This is a genomic window from uncultured Sphingosinicella sp., assembly GCF_963974575.1.
Lineage (GTDB): Bacteria > Pseudomonadota > Alphaproteobacteria > Sphingomonadales > Sphingomonadaceae > Sphingosinicella.
Map to the genome: position 1 here is coordinate 201,944 of NZ_CAXBBQ010000001.1, position 16,848 is coordinate 218,791.

General features: G+C 66.9%; 15 protein-coding genes and 1 pseudogene. 7 read left to right on the forward strand and 9 right to left on the reverse strand.

Annotated features, from left to right (window positions below):
• Positions 1 to 433 precede the first annotated feature (433 nt).
• The 5 genes from AAC014_RS01060 to AAC014_RS01080 all read left to right on the forward strand — a co-directional run bounded on the left by AAC014_RS01060 (position 434) and on the right by AAC014_RS01080 (position 6,976).
• Positions 434 to 1,486, forward strand: a complete 1,053-nt coding sequence (locus tag AAC014_RS01060; protein ID WP_339703091.1) for a quinone-dependent dihydroorotate dehydrogenase — start codon at positions 434 to 436, stop codon at positions 1,484 to 1,486.
• A 182-nt stretch (positions 1,487 to 1,668) separates the two neighbouring features.
• Positions 1,669 to 3,405 (forward strand): gamma-glutamyltransferase, encoded by a 1,737-nt coding sequence (gene ggt / locus AAC014_RS01065; RefSeq protein WP_339703094.1) that lies wholly within the window; start codon positions 1,669 to 1,671, stop codon positions 3,403 to 3,405.
• A 23-nt stretch (positions 3,406 to 3,428) separates the two neighbouring features.
• Complete coding sequence (locus AAC014_RS01070; protein ID WP_339703097.1) at positions 3,429 to 5,219, forward strand: AMP-dependent synthetase/ligase; 1,791 nt, start codon at positions 3,429 to 3,431, stop codon at positions 5,217 to 5,219.
• Positions 5,200 to 6,111 (forward strand): DMT family transporter, encoded by a 912-nt coding sequence (locus AAC014_RS01075; protein ID WP_339703100.1) that lies wholly within the window; start codon positions 5,200 to 5,202, stop codon positions 6,109 to 6,111. Before AAC014_RS01070 ends, AAC014_RS01075 begins: the two co-directional genes overlap by 20 nt.
• An 85-nt stretch (positions 6,112 to 6,196) precedes the next feature.
• Positions 6,197 to 6,976 (forward strand): SDR family NAD(P)-dependent oxidoreductase, encoded by a 780-nt coding sequence (locus tag AAC014_RS01080; protein WP_121051353.1) that lies wholly within the window; start codon positions 6,197 to 6,199, stop codon positions 6,974 to 6,976.
• Between the two features lie 32 nt (positions 6,977 to 7,008).
• Here AAC014_RS01080 and AAC014_RS01085 read toward each other — a convergent pair whose 3' ends face one another.
• Both AAC014_RS01085 and AAC014_RS01090 read right to left on the reverse strand, forming a co-directional pair.
• Complete coding sequence (locus tag AAC014_RS01085; protein ID WP_339703103.1) at positions 7,009 to 8,376, reverse strand: ABC transporter permease; 1,368 nt, start codon at positions 8,374 to 8,376, stop codon at positions 7,009 to 7,011.
• A complete protein-coding gene (locus AAC014_RS01090) occupies positions 8,373 to 9,326 on the reverse strand; it encodes an ATP-binding cassette domain-containing protein (protein ID WP_339703106.1) in 954 nt (317 codons plus the stop codon). Before AAC014_RS01090 ends, AAC014_RS01085 begins: the two co-directional genes overlap by 4 nt.
• A 60-nt stretch (positions 9,327 to 9,386) precedes the next feature.
• Between AAC014_RS01090 and queG the strand changes: the two genes are divergently transcribed.
• Positions 9,387 to 10,529: a tRNA epoxyqueuosine(34) reductase QueG gene (queG, locus tag AAC014_RS01095; RefSeq protein ID WP_339703941.1), complete on the forward strand. Its 1,143-nt coding sequence runs from the start codon at positions 9,387 to 9,389 to the stop codon at positions 10,527 to 10,529.
• Here queG and AAC014_RS01100 read toward each other — a convergent pair.
• Positions 10,509 to 11,081, reverse strand: a pseudogene (locus AAC014_RS01100) (EI24 domain-containing protein); the annotation flags it as partial. The gene queG and the pseudogene AAC014_RS01100 sit on opposite strands and share 21 nt — an antisense overlap.
• An 87-nt stretch (positions 11,082 to 11,168) precedes the next feature.
• On the opposite strand from AAC014_RS01100, the gene AAC014_RS01105 reads away from it, so the two are divergent.
• On the forward strand, positions 11,169 to 12,158 hold the full coding sequence (locus AAC014_RS01105) for an adenosine kinase (protein ID WP_339703109.1): 990 nt from the start codon (positions 11,169 to 11,171) through the stop codon (positions 12,156 to 12,158).
• A gap of 43 nt (positions 12,159 to 12,201) precedes the next feature.
• On the opposite strand, the gene AAC014_RS01110 is transcribed toward AAC014_RS01105, so the two are convergent.
• The 6 genes from AAC014_RS01110 to hisH all read right to left on the reverse strand — a co-directional run bounded on the left by AAC014_RS01110 (position 12,202) and on the right by hisH (position 16,828).
• Positions 12,202 to 13,785: an amino acid permease gene (locus AAC014_RS01110; RefSeq protein WP_339703112.1), complete on the reverse strand. Its 1,584-nt coding sequence runs from the start codon at positions 13,783 to 13,785 to the stop codon at positions 12,202 to 12,204.
• A gap of 128 nt (positions 13,786 to 13,913) precedes the next feature.
• On the reverse strand, positions 13,914 to 14,294 hold the full coding sequence (locus AAC014_RS01115) for a histidine triad nucleotide-binding protein (RefSeq protein ID WP_339703943.1): 381 nt from the start codon (positions 14,292 to 14,294) through the stop codon (positions 13,914 to 13,916).
• 2 nt (positions 14,295 to 14,296) lie between these two features.
• Positions 14,297 to 14,626, reverse strand: coding sequence for a phosphoribosyl-ATP diphosphatase (locus AAC014_RS01120; RefSeq protein WP_339703115.1), 330 nt, complete (start codon positions 14,624 to 14,626; stop codon positions 14,297 to 14,299).
• Positions 14,627 to 14,657: 31 nt separating this feature from the next.
• Positions 14,658 to 15,419 carry an imidazole glycerol phosphate synthase subunit HisF gene (gene hisF, locus AAC014_RS01125; protein ID WP_339703118.1) on the reverse strand — a complete coding sequence of 254 codons (762 nt, stop codon included), beginning with the start codon at positions 15,417 to 15,419 and terminating at the stop codon, positions 14,658 to 14,660.
• Positions 15,416 to 16,144, reverse strand: a complete 729-nt coding sequence (gene hisA, locus AAC014_RS01130) for a 1-(5-phosphoribosyl)-5-[(5-phosphoribosylamino)methylideneamino]imidazole-4-carboxamide isomerase (protein ID WP_339703121.1) — start codon at positions 16,142 to 16,144, stop codon at positions 15,416 to 15,418. The genes hisF and hisA overlap by 4 nt, the downstream gene beginning before the upstream one ends.
• Before the next feature lie 27 nt (positions 16,145 to 16,171).
• A complete protein-coding gene (gene hisH, locus AAC014_RS01135) occupies positions 16,172 to 16,828 on the reverse strand; it encodes an imidazole glycerol phosphate synthase subunit HisH (RefSeq protein ID WP_339703124.1) in 657 nt (218 codons plus the stop codon).
• Positions 16,829 to 16,848: the final 20 nt, after the last annotated feature.

The following is a 16,848-nucleotide window of genomic DNA, read 5'->3' on the forward strand; positions in this document are numbered from 1 at the left end:
GCCCGGAGGGGGCATAGGAGACGAACCCTTGGGTCGCAGGGCTGCGTTTAGGGCGGCTCCGTCAAAGCCGCGTCAAAATGCTGTGAGTGATTCGCAAAAAGATTGTCAGAGCGAAAAAAGAAGGCCCGGACGCATTGATACGTCCGGGCCATAAAGTGAGGGTCGTGTTCATTCCGGCCTGCTGGTTACCGGAAGAAAGGACGTCCCCTGAGTCGCGGGGGGAACCTAACGGGCGGCCCTGGCCATGGATTGTACGAATCCGACATGCGGCGGGCTTTGCGTTTCTATCCAGAGGTTTATGCGGGTTCGCCGCCGCGGACCGCGGTTGCTCGAAGGCTGCAGTTTGCGGCGCGCGCCGAGTCGCGCATGCGTGCCGCCGCGTGCGCGCTTCCTTTTGACCATTGCCCCGTCGCTGGGCTAAGGCTTGCGATATATGCAGATCCCTTACGGGCTGGTTCGCCCTGTCCTTTTCAAGCTTGATGCCGAACGCGCGCACCGCTTGACGTTGCGGTTGCTGACCGCAATGCCGCCGTCGCGTATCGCCGACGACCCACCCAGCCTGCGGACGACAGTGGCGGGGCTGCGGTTTTCGAACCCGGTGGGCATCGCCGCGGGCTTCGACAAGAACGCCGAGGTGCTGAACCCGCTGCTGCGGCTCGGCTTCGGCTTCGTGGAAGCGGGAACGGTGACGCCGCTGCCGCAACCGGGCAACCCGAAGCCGCGCATGTTCCGCCTGACCGAAGACCAGGCCGTGATCAACCGGCTCGGCTTCAACAACAACGGCCTCGAACAGGCGCTCGACAAGTTCAAGGAACGCGCGTGGCACCGGGGGCCGCGCGGCGTGACCGGACTCAACGTCGGCGCAAACAAGGACTCGCGCGACCGAATCGCCGACTATGCGCTTTCGGTGGAGCACGCCGCGCCGTTCGTCGATTACATCACGGTCAACATCAGCTCACCCAACACGCCCGGCCTGCGCACGCTGCAATCGAAGGACGAACTCGCGGAACTGCTCGGCCGCGTGATGGATGCGCGCGGCCATCGCAAGACGCCGATCTTCCTCAAAGTCGCCCCCGACGTCACCGACGCCGACATCGGCGATATCGCCGTCTCAGTGGTGGCAGCAGGCGTGGACGGCCTTGTCGTTTCGAACACCACGACCGAGCGGCCGGACACGCTGAAAAGCGCGCACGCTTCCGAAACCGGTGGACTTTCGGGCCGGCCGCTGACGGCACGATCGACCGAGGTGCTGCGCGCGTTCCGGCAGGCGACCGTCGGCGCGGTGCCGCTGATCGGTGTTGGCGGCATCGCGAGCGCCGACGACGCCTATGCAAAGATTCGTGCGGGCGCGAGCCTCGTGCAGCTCTACACCGCGCTCGTCTATCAGGGGCCAAGCCTCGTCGGCGCAATCAAGACGGGGCTCGCCGCTCACCTCCGGGCTGACGGCTTCGAACGGGTCTCGCAGGCCGTGGGCGCCGACGCCTAGGGTGCGTGGAGGTTCAAACGGCGACTTTCTCCACGCGCCTTGGCTCAAGGACTTAAGTGCACTGCGCTCCGGTTTTCGAAATCCACCATTTTCGCCACGGCCTGAACCGAATCCCTACACACCCTAAAGGCGCGGCTGAAGCCTTGCCCGCACGCGCCCCAGCGTCCTATGACGTCAGGGTGTTGAAACATACGATCGCCCGCGCCGCGACAAGCGCGCTTTTCCTCGGCCTTGCCGCCTGTGCCACACAGACGCCCGCGCCATCCGCTGCCCTGCCGCCGCCGGCGTTTGAAGACACTCCTGTTTACAGCAGCCTTGTTTCCGCAGCACATCCGCTCGCGGCGAATGCGGGCAAGGACATGCTGGCAGCGGGCGGCAGCGCCGCGGACGCCGCGCTTGCCACGATGCTGGCGCTGACCGTGGTGGAGCCGCAGTCGTCCGGCATCGGCGGCGGCGGGTTCCTGCTCTACCACGACGCCGAAAGCGGCAAGCTCTACACGATCGACGGACGCGAAACGGCCCCCAAGGCGGCGACGCCCACCATGTTCCTCAATGCCGACGGCAAACCCATGTCGTTCCGCGAGGCCGTGCCCGGCGGCAAGAGCGTCGGCGTGCCCGGCAACATCCGGCTGATGGCGATGGCACACGCGCGCTTCGGCCGCCTGCCGTGGGCGAAGCTGTTCGAGCCCGCAATCGGCCTGGCGCGCGACGGCTTCGAAATGAGCCCACGGCTATACGGTATGCTGGCGGCGCGCCCGCAGCACGCGGGCATGACCGAATGGGCGAAGGCGACCTTCTTCCACGCCGACGATACGCCGCGCCTTGCGGGCGAGACGATCCGCAACCCCATGCTCGCCCGCTTCCTCGAAAAGCTCGCGGAGGAGGGCCCCGACGCCTTCTATCGCGGCGCCGAGGCGGCGCGGCTGGTCAACACCGTGGCGAGCGCGCCGAAGAATCCGCAGGCGATGACGGTTGGCGACATTGCGGGCTACAAGGCCGTATGGCGCGATCCCGTGTGCGGCACCTATCGCGCATGGCGCGTCTGCGGCATGGCGCCGCCGTCCTCGGGCGGCACCACCGTGCTCGCCATCCTGAAGCAGCTCGAACGCTTCGACCTGAAGGCGCTTGGCCCCGCCAGCCCGGAAAGCTGGCACCTGATCGCCGAGAGCATGAGGCTCGCCTACGCAGACCGCGAGGCGTATCTCGGCGACCCCGATTTCGTCTCCGTGCCGACGGAAGGGCTCGTCGACCCCGCCTATCTTTCAGGGCGCAGCGCGCTGATCGACCCAGCGAAGGCTGCGGCGAAGGTCGAGGCGGGAACGCCGCCGGGCGCGGAGGCCGTGGCGCGCGTGCCGGACGGCGAAGTGCCCTCGACGTCGCATTTCGCGGCCGCCGACCGGCAGGGCGACGTCGCAAGCTATACCTCGACCATCGAGGGCGTGTGGGGAAGCGGACTTACCGTCAATGGCTTCTTCCTCAACAACGAGCTCACCGACTTTTCGATGCTGCCCCAGGTGGACGGCAAGCCGGCGCCGAACCGCGTGCAGCCGGGCAAGCGGCCGCGCAGTTCCATGTCGCCGACCATCGTCTACGACGTATCGGGCAAGCCGGTGCTGGCGATCGGCGCGGCAGGCGGATCGACGATCATCGCGCAGGTCGCGAAGGCGCTCGTCGGCGTGCTCGACTGGGAGATGGATGTTGGGGATGCGATCGCATTGCCGCAGATCTACGCGCCCGGAGACCGTGTCGCGATCGAGGCCGGATCGCGCCTTGAAGACATGACCCCGGCGCTTATCGCGAAGGGGCATACGCCGACCGCGGCGAAGCTGCCGCTGAAGGCGAATGGCATAGAACGCAAAGCAAGGGGATGGATCGGCGGCGCCGACCCGCGCAGCGAGGGCGCAGTTACCGGGCTCTAGCCGATCCGGGGAGGAGACGAACGATGCAGACCGCAGAAACGTGGCCGAACCTCGTCGAGATGTTCTTCGATCAGGCAAGCCGGCGGGGCAAGCGCCCGATGCTGCACGCCAAGGTGGACGGCGCGTGGCGGACGACGACCTGGGCCGAGGCCGCGCAGCAGGTGGCGACGCTGGCGACGGCGCTGAACGCGCGCGGCATCGGGAAGGGCGACCGCGTGGTGCTGGTGAGCGAGAACCGGCCCGAATGGTGCATCGCCGATCTTGCGATCATGGCGGCGGGCGCGATCACGGTGCCGACCTATACGACCAATACGGAGCGTGACCACCTTCACATCCTGGAAAACAGTGGCGCGAAGGCGGCGATCGTTTCCAACGCGAAGCTCGCCAAGGTGCTGCTGCCCGCCGTCTACCGATCCACCTTGTGCAAACAGGTGATCGGCATGGAGAAGCTGCGCATCGGGCAGGCGAGCGGCGCCGAACTGATCGACTGGGCGGAGCTGATGGCGGCGCACACCGGCGACATCGCGGCAGTGCGCGCGGGCGCGACGATGCAGCGCGGCGACATGGCCTGCATCATCTACACGAGCGGCACCGGCGGCGCGCCGCGCGGCGTCTGCCAGCACCACGGGGCCATCCTCTGCAACCTTGCGGGCTGCGAGGACGTGCTGTGGAACGACTTCCCCAAGGGCACCGAGACGTTCCTGTCGTTCCTGCCGCTGAGCCACGCCTATGAGCACACCGGCGGGCAGTTCCTGCCCATCGCGCTCGGCGGCGAGATCTATTATTCCGAAGGCCTCGAAAAGCTTGCCGCCAACATCGAGGAGACGCGGCCCACCATCATGGTGGTCGTGCCGCGCCTGTTCGAGGTGCTGCGCCAGCGCATGTCGAAAGCGATCGAGAAGCAGGGCGGCGCGGCGGCGTGGATGCTGGAGCAAGCACTAAGGTTAGGGCGCAAGCGCTACGAGAAGGGGCGGCTGCCGCTCAGCGACAAGCCGCTAGACCTGCTGCTCGACCGCACGATCCGCAAGAAGGTGCAGGCCCGCCTCGGCGGGCGGCTGAAAGCGATGGTGGCGGGCGGCGCGCCGCTTAATCCCGAGGTGGGCATCTTCTTCGCATCGCTCGGCGTCACGCTGCTGCAGGGCTACGGCCAGACCGAGGCGGCGCCGGTCATCTCGTGCAACCGGCCGAGCCGCAAGCTGAAGATGCACAGCGTCGGACCGCCGCTGAAGGCCGTCGAGGTCCGCATCGCGGGGGACGGCGAAATCCTGGTGCGTGGCGAACTCGTGATGCACGGATACTGGCAGAACCCGGCGGAGACCGAACGCGTGCTGAAGGACGGCTGGCTGCACACCGGCGACATCGGCCACATCGATGCGGACGGCCATATCGTGATCACCGACCGCAAGAAGGACATCATCGTCAACGACAAGGGCGACAATGTCGCGCCGCAGCGCGTGGAAGGGATGCTGACGCTGCAGCCCGAAATCCTGCAGGCAATGGTTTATGGCGACAAGCGGCCGCATCTGGTGGGGCTTGTTGTCCCGGACCCCGAGTGGGCAGGCGAATGGGCGAAGGCGAACGGACATTCCGGCGAGCTCGCCATGCTGAAGGGCATTCCCGAATTCCACCGCGCGATCGCCGCGGCCGTGGACCGCGTGAACGCACAGATTTCGGTGGTCGAGAAGGTGCGGCGCGTCATCATCGCCGACGAAGCCTTTACTGTAGAGAACGAACAAATGACGCCCTCGATGAAGATCCGCCGGCACGTGCTGAAGCAGGTCTACGGGGAGCGACTTGACGCCCTCTACAAGTAGCACCGTCTCCGCAAACCGGCCGCTCGCCGGAGCGGCATGGATCCTCGTCGCAGCCCTCGGCTTTTCGGCGGCGTGGGTCTTCATTCGTCTGGCGAGCGAGACGATCCATCCGTTCGCACTCGTCTTCTGGCGGAACGCCGCCGGGCTGCTGCTGATCGTGCCGCTGGTGCTACGCGACCCGTCGATCGCATCGCCGACGCAGTGGAAGAGCCACGCCGTACGCTCGACGAGCGGCGTGATCGGTATGTTCACGACCTTCTACGCCGTGGCGAACGCGCCGATGGCGACCGTGCAGGCGATCGCCTTCGCCGCACCGATCTTCGCCACGGCCGGGGCGGCGCTGTTCCTGGGCGAGAAGCTGCGCGCCCGCCGGATCGGCGCACTGCTGGCGGGCTTCGCCGGCGTCCTCGTGGTGCTCCGCCCGGGCGCGGAGCCGCTTACGCCCGGTATCCTCTCCGCCGTGGTCGCGGCGGGCGCAACGGCCTTCTCGATCATCGCCGTCAAGAAGCTGGTGGGCATCGCGCGCCCGATGGTCGTGGTGTTCTGGAGTTTCGCGCTGCCGGTGCTGCCGACCTTCCTGATCGCACTCGCGTTCTGGACGACGCCTTCGGGATACGCCTGGCTCTACATTCTGGGCATCGGCGCAAGCACGTTCACGGCGCAGATCGCCACGGCCCGTGCCTTCTCGATCGCCGAAGCAACCGCCGTGATGCCCTATGATTTCGTGCGATTCGGCATCACCGTCGCCATCGGCACGTTTCTGTTCGGCGAAACCGTGGACGGCATCACGCTGCTGGGCGGCGCGCTGATCCTGGGCAGCGCGATCTACCTTGCTTACCGCGAGGCCGTGCTCGCCCGGAAAGGCCCGGCGAGTACCCCGCCGCTGAACTGACCCTTGGCATGTGAAGAGGTTGCTCCCGCCGCTGCTTCGATTAGGAAGACGCGCGACAGACAGTTTTGAACACGGGAGATCAGGAATGAAGCTTGCAGGAACCGCAGCCGTTGTGACGGGCGCAGCCTCCGGCCTTGGCGCCGCCACGGCACGTGCGCTCGCGAGCGAAGGCGCGAAGGTCGCCATCTTCGACATGAACGCCGAGAAGGGCGAGGCGCTGGCCGCCGAGATCGGCGGCATCTTCTGCAACGTCGACGTGACGAGTGACGATTCGGTCGACGCGGGCTTCGCGAAGGCCCGCGCCGCGCACGGGCAGGAACGCATCCTGGTGAACTGCGCCGGTGTCGGCAGCGCCGTGAAGACGGCGAGCCGCGACAAGGCGACCGGCGAGATCAAGCACTACCCGCTTGGCGCCTTCGAAAAGGTCATCCAGATCAACCTGATCGGTACGTTCCGCTGCATCGCGAAGTCTGCGGCAGGGATGCTGACGCTGGAGCCGCTGGAACACGGCGAGCGCGGCGCGATCGTCAACACCGCGTCCGTCGCCGCTGAAGACGGCCAGATCGGCCAGGCGGCCTACTCCGCTTCCAAGGGCGGTGTCGTCGGCATGACGCTGCCCATTGCGCGCGACCTGATGAACGAGGGCATCCGCGTCAACACGATCCTGCCCGGCATCTTCAACACGCCGCTGCTGCAGGCCGCGCCCGACAATGTGAAGGCCTCGCTCGCCGCCTCCGTGCCCTTCCCCAAGCGCCTCGGTGAACCGGAAGAATATGCGAAGCTCGCGATCGCAATGATCACCATCGGCTACTTCAACGGCGAGGATGTGCGCCTCGACGGCGGCATCCGCATGGCGCCGCGCTGATTCGACCCACGCCGGAGCAGAATACCGATCCGTTAAACCGCTTTCGGTTTCAGGCCCGCCAGCTGGCGCAAGCTGGGCGGCGGGCCTGAGCGCAGCACGCCGTAGCGGAACAGCCGCGCGGCAAAGGCGATCACCAGCGCCGCGAACGCGAGCTGCCAGGCGATCGATGCCAGATGGATGCCGAGCTCCGTGCCCGCTGCGGCGCGTCCGAGCATCATGTAGGGCGCTGACAGCGGGAACCACGACACGAACTGGTGCCAGAGGCCGCCGGGATTCGCGAGCGCGCCCAGCGTGGAAATCAGGATCACCATCTGCAGGATGGTGACGGGCATCGACAGCGTCTGCACCTCGCGGATCGTGGAACAAAGGCTGCCGATGCCGAGGTAGATCGCGCCGTAGATTAGGTACGCGCAGGTGAAATAGGCGAGGCCGAGCGCAAGCAGCTCCGGCCAGCCGCGCGGCGGGGTCGGGAGGAGCCCGGCGGGAAGCTGCGCCGCCGCCACCATGAAGCCGCCGCCGAAGAGCAGACCCCAAACGGTGACGCCGATGAGCGACACCGCGAGCATGGCGATGAGCTTGCCCGCATAGATCGCCGGAATCGGCACGGCGGCGACGAGCACCTCTATGATCTTGTTCGACTTTTCTTCGACCATGTTGGAGAGGAGCGCGCCCGCGAGCAGGGAAATGAGCGCGAAGAGCACGGTGGCCGCACCCGTGGCGAGGATCGGCGCGCCCTTGCGCCCGGCGGGCGCCACGCCTTCATCAAGGACGGTGACGGAAACATCAGGCTGGGCGGCGCGGACCGCTTCGACACGGGCGGCAAGGCCTTCCGCCGCGAGCGCGCGCTTGGTCCACGCCAGGCCCGCGAGGGTTCGTATCCGTTCGGCAGCGGGGGCCTTGTCGCCGGTGAAAAGCAGAAGCCCATCAGGCATGACGACAAGCGCGGCACCGAAGCGGCTGTTGCGCGCGAGCAGCAGCCGGTGTGCCTGCGCCTTCGGATCCGCCTCCGCGCTGACCTCCGTGAAGGACTGTGCACCGAGTGCGGCGATCGCCCCGATATCCTCGCGCTTCGCCAGCGCATCGAGTTCGGCATCGGTGAGCAGCGCAGCGGGTCTTGCGAACGCGCCCGTATCCTTGTTGCTGGTGCGCAGACGCTCGTAAGCGTTCCGCGTTCGCTCGCGCGCCGCGACGGCCTGCATCCACGGCGCGAAATCTCCGGCCGGATCGATCACCGCGACCGTCTGCGACGCCGTGGCCGGTGCGCGCGGCCCGCCGACGATCGACGCGAAAACGGCAAAGGCAAGGCCGATCACCGGCATCGCCAACCAGACAAGGAAACCGCGCGACAGGATCGTCGCCATGATGTCGCGGCGGGCGATGACGAACGTTGCGCGGATCATGCCGCTTCCCGCGTTTCGGCGGGCACATCGGTTTCCCCGACGATGGCCACGAAAGCGTCGTGCAGCGTCGGGCGCTCGATGTGCATGTCGCGGATCCCGCTGCCCGTTTCTATCAGGCGCGCGAGCAGCGGCTCGATCCCGCCCGGCGGCAAGGGGAAGCGATAGGCGTTGCCGGTCTCGGTTGCGCCCCGGGGCAGGATATCGACCGTGCTTCCCGGCGGCAGCAGCGCGTGAAGTTCGGCAAGCGGCCGTTCGGTCACGAGGACGACACGCGAGGGCAGGTGCGCGCGCGCCGCATCGACGCTGCCCGAAAAGCGCGTGCGGCCGTGCGCTATGATGACGAGGCCGTCGCACATGCGCTCGGCGTGCGCCATCACGTGCGTGGAAAACAGGACTGTCGCGCCGCGCGCACGCTCGGCGCGGATCATGTTTTCAAGATCCTGCTGGTTCACGGGATCGAGGCCCGAAAAGGGCTCGTCGAGCACGATGAGATCGGGGCGGTTCACGAAGGTGGCGAGGAGCTGCACCTTCTGCGCCATACCTTTCGAGAAGGTGCGGATGCGCGCGTTCGCCTCGTCGCCGAGGCCGTGCGCGGCGAGCAATTCGTCAGCGCGAAGACGGCCCTCACCGAGCTTCAGGCCGCGCAGCGCGCCGACGTAGGCGATGGCTTCGCGCGCTGTCATCGCCGGATAGAGGCCACGCTCTTCGGGGAGGTAGCCGACGCGCGCGGCGACCGAGAGCGGCCGATCAGAGCCGAGCAGGCGGCGCGTGCCGCCGTCGGGCTCGAGAATCCCGAGCAGCATCCGCAGCGTCGTCGTCTTGCCCGCGCCGTTCTGGCCGAGGAAGCCGTAGATGGCGCCCTTGGGCACGGACAGGTCGACGCCAGCGACCGCCTGCTTTTCGCCGAAGCGTTTCGACAGGGCTTCAGCTTCGATGGCGTATTCCAACAACCCGATCCTTCACACGCACGCCCCGTACGATGCTATGAATAGCGGGTGGATACGAACAAAATCTTGAAAAGCTTGAACGCCAAAGCGGCAGCGCTGGGGTTTTCCGCGATCGGCATCGCGCCCGCCGACGCCGCCCCTGCCGCAGGCGCGCGGCTGAAGGCGTGGATCGCGGAGGGCTGCCACGGCGACATGCTGTGGATGGCGGAAAAGGCCGATCGCCGCGAAAGCCCACGCGCGCTGTGGGGCGAGGTGCAGTCCGTCATCATGCTCGGCATGAGCTATGCGCCCGCGCTCGATCCGCTGCGCCATACGGACCATCCCGAGATCGGTGTGATCTCCGTCTACGCGCAGGGGCAGGACTATCATGACACGATCAAGGCGCGGCTGAAGACGCTGGCGCGCTGGCTGCTCGAAGCGGCGGGCGAGGGCGAGGTGAAGGTGTTCGTGGATACCGCGCCGGTGATGGAGAAGCCGCTCGCCGCCGCAGCCGGGATCGGCTGGCAGGGCAAGCACACCAATCTCGTGAGCCGCGAACATGGGAGCTGGCTGTTCCTGGGCGCGATCTACACGACGCTGGCGCTGACGCCCGATGCGCCGCACGTCGACCGCTGCGGATCGTGCGACGCGTGCCAGCGTGCCTGCCCGACGGCGGCGTTCACAGGGCCCTACAGCCTCGACGCACGGCGGTGCATCTCGTACCTCACCATCGAGCTGAAAGGGCCGATCCCGCACGAATTCCGCCGTGCGATCGGCAACCGCATCTACGGCTGCGATGATTGCCTTGCCGTGTGCCCGTGGAACCGCTTCGCGAAGGCCTCCGCCGAGGCCGCGTTCCAGCCGCGCACCGAGCTGACCGCGCCGCGCCTCGCGGAGCTCGCCGCGCTCGATGACGCGGGGTTCCGGCAGGTGTTCGCCGGGTCGCCGGTCAAGCGCGTGGGACGCGACCGTTTCGTGCGCAACGTCGCCATCGCGCTCGGCAACAGCGGGTCTGCAGGTGCAGCGCCGGTGTTGCAGCGGTTGACGGAGGATGCGTCGGAACTGGTGCGCGAGGCGGCGCGCTGGGGGCTTTCAGCGCTTGCCGAGGATCTGGAACGCGTGCGCGGCGAGCGCAGCAGCGATGATCGGCGCGAACAGGTTGAGCACAGGGACAAGGAACAAGGGCGCGGCAGTGAAGCCCAGCCGCAGGCGGAGCGCACGGTTTGACGCGATCAGCGCCGACGCCTCGGCGCGCGGCATGTGGCGGACGGCGACCATTTCGAGGAGGTCGCGGCCCATCAGCCAACCGTTGACGGCGGTGAAGAGGATGAGCGGGCCGACTGCGGTGAACAGCAACACTACGTAGACAGGCGCGAGTGCGAGGTTCCACAGGACGACGCGCAGGGCGGACGCAAGCGCGAGCAGCCCAGCCCCGGCCATCGGCACACGGCGATGCGCCATCGCGTGCGGGTAGTGGCGGTCTTCCACGGCATCGACGACACCATCGAGAAGCAGGCCCATGACGCCGGTGGCGATGCCGGGGAACAGGAACCAGCCGCCAATGATGACGACGGGTAGTGCCGCCCAATCCGCCGCATCCGCCCAGTAACGCTGCATCCACAGCGGCAGCGGCGGTGCGCTGCTGCCGCTGAGCCAGCTATCGAGGCCGTACCAGACGCCCGCGAGGACGAGGAGCGTCAGCGCGATGGATTTCAGGAACACGGCGACGAAGCGCCGGTCGGGGAGCTGGGCAAAGACGCGCGGCAGTTCGGCGAGCATTCGCCAAGACTAGCACCGAAGGTTGCGGACGGCGAGACGCGCGGCTAGGGGTCGGCTTTCTCCGTTCTTCGCAGGTGAAACAGCCCGATGACCAGCGCTTACGACATCGTCGTGATCGGCAATGCCCTTGTCGACGTGATCGCGTCCGCCGATGATGCCTTCCTTACCGAAAACGCCCTCCACAAGGGATCGATGCGGCTGATCGACACCGCCGAGGCGACGCGGCTTTATGCGAGCATGGGGCCGGGGCGCGAGGTTTCGGGCGGATCAGGGTCCAACGCCGCGGTCGGCATGGCGGCACTGGGCCGGCGCGTGAACTTCATCGGGCGCGTTTCCAGCGACCAGCTCGGCGAGGTATTCGCGCATGATATCCGCGCTTCGGGCGTGGACTTCACAACGCCTTACGCGGCGGATGACACGCCGACGGGTCGCTGCCTGATCCTGGTGACGCCGGACGCACAGCGCACGATGAACACCTTCCTTGGCACGAGCGCGATGCTGAGCGCGGCGGACGTGGACTACGACCTGATCGCCGCGAGCCCGCTCACCTACCTGGAAGGCTATCTGTGGGACGCCGCCGAGCCGCGCACGGCGATGGCGAAGGCCTGCGAGGTCGCGCACGCGAACGGACGCCGCGTCTCGTTCACGCTTTCGGACGTGTTCTGTGTGGAGCGGCACCGCGCGGACTTCCTGCGCCTCGCGCACGGCGGCGTCGATATCCTGTTCGCGAACGAGAACGAGCTGAAGAGCCTGTACGAGACCGACGACTTCGATGCGGCGGTCGCGGCGCAGCGCGGCGCCTGCGAGGTGAGCATCATCACGCGCTCCGAGAAAGGCGCGCTCGTGCTGACGAAGGACGAAGCGATCACGATTCCGGCCGAGCCCGCCGCGCGCGTTGTCGACACCACGGGCGCGGGCGATCTGTTCGCGGGCGGCTTTCTCGCGGGTTTCTCCGAAGGTCGCGCGCTCGGCGACTGCGCGGTGATGGGCGCGGTGGCCGCCGCCGAAATCATCAGCCACATCGGCGCGCGGCCCGAAGCCGATCTCGCCGCACTTGTCGCAAAACGGCTGGGCTGAAAACAGTTCGGCCCGGTTCTGGTGAGAACCGGGCCGATCCGTATCAGGCCTGCTTGCCTCCGGGTGTCGGCGCGCCCGGCATCGGGGGCACGGGCTGCGGCGGCACATCGGCGTCGGCTTCGTGGACCTCAATGAGGCCGCGGCCGACATGGCTCTTGCGGTAACCATAGGCGAAGTAGAGCAAAAGGCCGATGCCGCCCCAGAGCGGCAGGACGATCTTCGCATCGAACGGCAGCGCGAAGTAGAGCGACACGCAACCGATCACCGTGAGCGGACCGACCAGCCACAGCGCCGGGGTGCGGAACGGACGCACGCGGTTCGGATCGCGCTTGCGCAGCAGCATCACCGCGATCGCCACCATCATGAATGCGAACAGCGTGCCAGCGTTGGCGATGTCGGCAAGCTTGCCCACCGGCAGGAAAGCAGCGGTGAACGTGACGGCAAGGCCGGTGATCATGGTGATGACGTGCGGCGTCTTCCACTTCGGGTGAATGGTCGACAGCTTCTCCGGCAGGAGACCGTCGCGCGACATCACGAAGAAGATACGTGTCTGGCCGAACAGCATGACGAGGATGACCGACGGCAACGCAAGGAAGGCGGCCAGGCCGATGAGGTTACCGACGTTGAGATAGCCGACTTCGCGCAGCACATGCGCTAGCGCTTCCTTCGAACAGGCGAGCGGTTCCTGACCGGCCGCCAGCAGCGTCGTGCAGCGCGCGCCAAGCTCGGCCGAACCCGGCGCCAGCCATTCGCCCATCGCCGAGGTGACGGGCTGCGAACCGAGTGGCGAACCGATCGCGCCAGCGGCAACAAGCATGTAGAAGACCGTGCAGATGGCGAGCGAACCGATGAGACCGATCGGCACGTTGCGCTGCGGGTTCTTGGTCTCCTCAGCCGCCGTCGAGACGGCATCGAAACCGACATAGGCGAAGAAGATGGAGGCCGCCGCGCCGACGACGCCGGCGCCACCCGAACCGAACCAGCCCTGCGGGGCGAACGGCGTGAAGTTTTCCATCTGCATCACCGGCAGCGCGAGAATGACGAAGGCGGTGAGCGCGGTGACCTTGATGGCAACCAGAACAGCGTTGACGCGCGCGCTTTCGGTGGTGCCGAGCATTAGAAGGCCCGTGATGAGGAGCGCGATAACGACGGCGGGGAGGTTGATGATGCCGCCCGGCACATAAGGGCCGGATATCAGCGCAATCGGCAGGTCTATGCCGAACCAGCCCTTGATCTGTCCGACGAAATAACCCGACCAGCCGACCGAGACGGCGCTCGCCGCGACCGCATATTCAAGCACCAGCGCCCAACCGACCATCCAGGCGAGAAGCTCGCCCATGACGGCATAGGTATAGGTGTAGGCGGAGCCCGAAACGGGCAGCATCGAGGCGATTTCGGAGTAGCAGAGGGCCGCGACGACGCAGACCGCGCCAGCGATCACGAAGCTGATCATCATGCCAGGGCCGGCCTTCTGCGCCGCCTCCGACGTCAGCACGAAAATACCCGTGCCGATGATGGCGCCGACGCCGAGCAGCGTCAGCTGTATCGCGCCAAGCGAACGGTGCAGCGACTTCTTCTGCGCCGTCGCCAGAATGGCGTCGAGCGGTTTGACACGACCAAATATCATTCGGGACTCCCCCCAGAAAACGCGCCCCGCTCCCCGACCGAGGCTGAAACAATGTTGCGTGGTCTAGCGGCTTTCGCGGCGCCGACAAACTGAAAAGCGCGCGATTCAGCGCGAAAAGCAGGAGACGTTCAGGCGGTCACGAGCATCGGCCCAAGTTTTTTACCGCCGAAGATATGCACATGGAGGTGCGGTACCTCCTGATGCGAATTGGACCCGGCGTTGGCGAGCAGGCGATAACCCGATTCCTCGATGCCCAGCTCGCGCGCCACGGCGCCCACCGCGCGCACGAAACCGGCGATTTCGGCGTCCGGCGCCTTCGCCGAGAAGTCCGCCCAGCTTACGTAACGCCCCTTCGGGATCACCAGCACATGCGTCGGCGCCTGCGGGTTGATGTCGTGGAAGGCGAAGGCGTGGTCGTCTTCATAGACCTTCCGCGCCGGAATCTCGCCGCGCAGGATGCGCGCGAAGATGTTGTTGTCGTCGTATGGCTCCAGCGTTTCGACGCCCAAAGTCACTCTCCCGTTCCGGCTTTTCTGGCGGCTTTCTCGGCGATGCCCGACACGCCTTCGCGGCGGGCAAGCTCGGCATCGATGTCGTCGGGCGTGATACCCGCGTCCGCCCAGAGGACGGAGAGGTGGAACAGCAGGTCCGCGCTTTCGCCGATCAGCCCTTCGCGATCATCCTTCATGGCGGCGATCACGGCCTCCACAGCCTCTTCGCCTACCTTCTGCGCGATCTTGGCACGGCCCTTCACGAAGAGCTTCGCGACATAGCTTTCAGCAGGATCGGCGGCGCGGCGCGAAGCGACGATGGCGGCGAGACGTTCGAGCGTTGCGGTCATGCCGCGACCCTGACGCTGGCGGCGCGAGGCGTCAACGGTTTCGCACCCTGATCCCGGCGGCGCGCATCGCCGCGCGCGCTTCGCCTATCGTCACGTCGCCGAAGTGGAAGATCGAGGCGGCAAGCACGGCGGAGGCATGGCCCTCGCGCACGCCTTCGACGAGATGGGCCACATTGCCGACGCCACCGCTGGCGATCACCGGCACAGGCACCGAATCGGCGATGGTGCGGGTGAGCGCGAGGTCGAACCCCGATTTGGTGCCGTCGCGATCCATCGACGTGAGCAGGATCTCGCCCGCACCCTTTTCGACGACCATGAGCGCGAATTCGAGCGCATCGATGCCGGTCGCCTTACGGCCGCCGTGCGTGAAGATTTCCCAGCGGCCGAGGCCGGACTGGCGTGCATCAATGGCGACGACGACGCACTGCGAGCCGAAATGTTCAGCGAGCGCAGTGACAACGCCGGGATCGCGCACGGCGGCGCTGTTGATCGCGACCTTGTCGGCGCCCGCGAGCAGCAGCGCGCGTGCATCCTCCACCGAGCGGACGCCGCCGCCGACGGTCAGGGGCACGAAGCACTGGTCCGCCGTGCGCTGCACGATCTCGAGCAGCGTGCCCCGATCCTCGTGCGTCGCGGTGATATCGAGGAAACAGATTTCGTCGGCGCCGGCCGCGTCATAGGCCTTCGCGGCCTCGACCGGATCGCCGGCGTCGCGCAGATCGACGAAGTTGACGCCCTTCACGACGCGGCCGTTCGCCACATCGAGACAGGGGATGATTCGCACGGCGCTCATGCGGCGATGGCGAGCGCTCGGCCGAGATCGAGACGGCCATCATAGATCGCGCGGCCGCAGATGACGCCCGCGATGCCGTCCGCCGCGATCGCCTTCAAGGCGTGAATGTCAGCCTCGCCCGCGACCCCGCCACTGGCGATGACGGGGAGCGTCTGCGCCTTTGCGAGCGCGTGCGTCGCTTCGAGATTGACGCCCTTCAGGAGCCCATCGCGGCCGACATCGGTGAACAGCACGGCGGCGACGCCCGCGTCCTCGAACCGGCGGGCGAGATCGGCGACCGGCATGTCTGACGCTTCCGCCCAGCCTTCGGTGGCGACCATGCCGCCCTTCGCATCGACGGCGACGACGATCCGGTCCGGATACGCTTTCGCGGCGGCCTTCACGAAATCGGGGTCCTTGAGCGCCGCGGTGCCGATGACGGCGCGCGCGACGCCGCGCGCGAACCAGCTTTCGACGGCCGCCATATCGCGGATGCCGCCGCCGAGCTGCACCTTGCCGGCAAAGGCAGCGACGATTCGCGCGACCACATCGCCGTTGACGCTGCGGCCCGCGAAGGCACCGTCGAGATCGACGACGTGCAGCCACGCGGCGCCGCCGCGCGCGAACACAGCCGCCTGCGCGGCGGGATCATCGGAATAGATGGTGGCACGCGCCATATCGCCCTCGGCGAGACGCACCACCTGACCGGACTTGAGGTCAATGGCTGGGAAGATCGTGAAGGACATTGCGGGGCTGCATTAGCCCCACCGAATCTACGGCGTCCAGCCCAGAAACGCGGCGAGGAACGAGAGACCGTAATGCTGGCTCTTTTCCGGGTGGAACTGCGCGCCGAGAATATTGTCGCGGCCGATGATCGCCGTGACCGGCCCGCCGTAGTCGCAGGTGGCGAGCAGGTGCGAATGATCGGTGCAATCGAAGTGGAAGCTGTGCACGAAATAGGCCTCGCCGCCGTCTTCGATATGACGAAGCGCTTCGTGGTTGATGCCCGCGAGCTTCATCGAGACGGGCGACCAGCCCATGTGCGGAATCTTGAGGTTCGGATCGTGCGGATCGAGCTTCACGACCTTGCCCGGAATCCAGCCCAGGCCCTGGTGGACGCCCTTTTCCTCACCGCGCTTGGCGAGGAGCTGCATACCCACGCAGATACCAAGGAACGGGCGCTGCTTCACGAGCACGACCTCGTTCAGCACATCCTCCATGCCCTCGATCGCGCGCAATGACGTCGCGCACTGGCCGAAGGCGCCGACGCCCGGAAGGACGATACGGTCCGCCTGCGATGCCGTGGAAGGGCTGTCCGTGACGACGATCTGCACGGCGACGCCGATCTCGTTCGAGGCCGCTTCCAGCGCCTTCGCCACCGAGCGCAGGTTGCCCGCGCCGTAATCGATGACTGCAATCCGTTCCGCCATACCGTGCCTGTGCCTGATCT

Excerpts from the sequence above, each read along its gene's own strand:
- AAC014_RS01080 (WP_121051353.1), top strand. The coding sequence starts at position 6,197 with ATGAAGCTTGCAGGAACCGCAGCCGTTGTGACGGGCGCAGCCTCCGGC.
- hisA (WP_339703121.1), bottom strand. The coding sequence starts at position 16,144 with ATGTCCTTCACGATCTTCCCAGCCATTGACCTCAAGTCCGGTCAGGTG.
- AAC014_RS01070 (WP_339703097.1), top strand. The coding sequence starts at position 3,429 with ATGCAGACCGCAGAAACGTGGCCGAACCTCGTCGAGATGTTCTTCGAT.
- AAC014_RS01110 (WP_339703112.1), bottom strand. The coding sequence starts at position 13,785 with ATGATATTTGGTCGTGTCAAACCGCTCGACGCCATTCTGGCGACGGCG.
- AAC014_RS01060 (WP_339703091.1), top strand. The coding sequence starts at position 434 with ATGCAGATCCCTTACGGGCTGGTTCGCCCTGTCCTTTTCAAGCTTGAT.
- hisH (WP_339703124.1), bottom strand. The coding sequence starts at position 16,828 with ATGGCGGAACGGATTGCAGTCATCGATTACGGCGCGGGCAACCTGCGC.
- AAC014_RS01085 (WP_339703103.1), bottom strand. The coding sequence starts at position 8,376 with ATGATCCGCGCAACGTTCGTCATCGCCCGCCGCGACATCATGGCGACG.
- AAC014_RS01105 (WP_339703109.1), top strand. The coding sequence starts at position 11,169 with ATGACCAGCGCTTACGACATCGTCGTGATCGGCAATGCCCTTGTCGAC.
- hisF (WP_339703118.1), bottom strand. The coding sequence starts at position 15,419 with ATGAGCGCCGTGCGAATCATCCCCTGTCTCGATGTGGCGAACGGCCGC.
- AAC014_RS01120 (WP_339703115.1), bottom strand. The coding sequence starts at position 14,626 with ATGACCGCAACGCTCGAACGTCTCGCCGCCATCGTCGCTTCGCGCCGC.